We start from the raw sequence: 419 nt of genomic DNA on the forward strand, positions 1-419 counted from the left end.
TTGTCCATCGGCGGCAGGTCGGTGTCGATCAGCAGGTGGTGATGGCCGCTGTTGGGAAACGTCACGCCGCGCGGCGCCACGCCCATGCCGCGCAGGCCGAACCACACCTTGATCGGCTTGCCGGCCGGCAGCACCTGGTTGTTGTTGGGGAAGCCGATGTACAGGTAGGCATTGGGCGGCGCCGGCGTGGGGCCCGCCGCCACCGCATGGCCCGGCATGCCGCCGTTCAGAAGCAGGCTGGCTGCGAGCGCCGCGCCCAGGATGAGCTTACGCATGGACTTTCTCCCGACTTTCTTCCGCCGCGTTCCGCCAGCGGCCTATCGGACGGTGATGGTGATCTTCTTCGAATACACCGGCGGATCGTGCGGCTTGTGGTTGGCATCGCCAAGCAGCAGTTGCAGCGTGTGCTTGCCCGGCGG

2 protein-coding genes are annotated in these 419 nt (G+C 67.1%); both read right to left on the reverse strand.

From position 1 onward, the window contains the following. Nucleotides 1-275 (reverse strand): DUF4399 domain-containing protein (locus K206_RS40710; protein WP_020207218.1); only part of this gene is annotated, 275 nt, incomplete at its 3' end. A gap of 42 nt (nt 276-317) precedes the next feature. After that, nucleotides 318-419 (reverse strand): DUF4399 domain-containing protein (locus K206_RS40715; RefSeq protein ID WP_043368100.1); only part of this gene is annotated, 102 nt, incomplete at its 5' end.

It is taken from the genome of Cupriavidus sp. WS (genome assembly GCF_000395345.1).
Classification (GTDB): Bacteria; Pseudomonadota; Gammaproteobacteria; order Burkholderiales; family Burkholderiaceae; genus Cupriavidus; species Cupriavidus basilensis_B.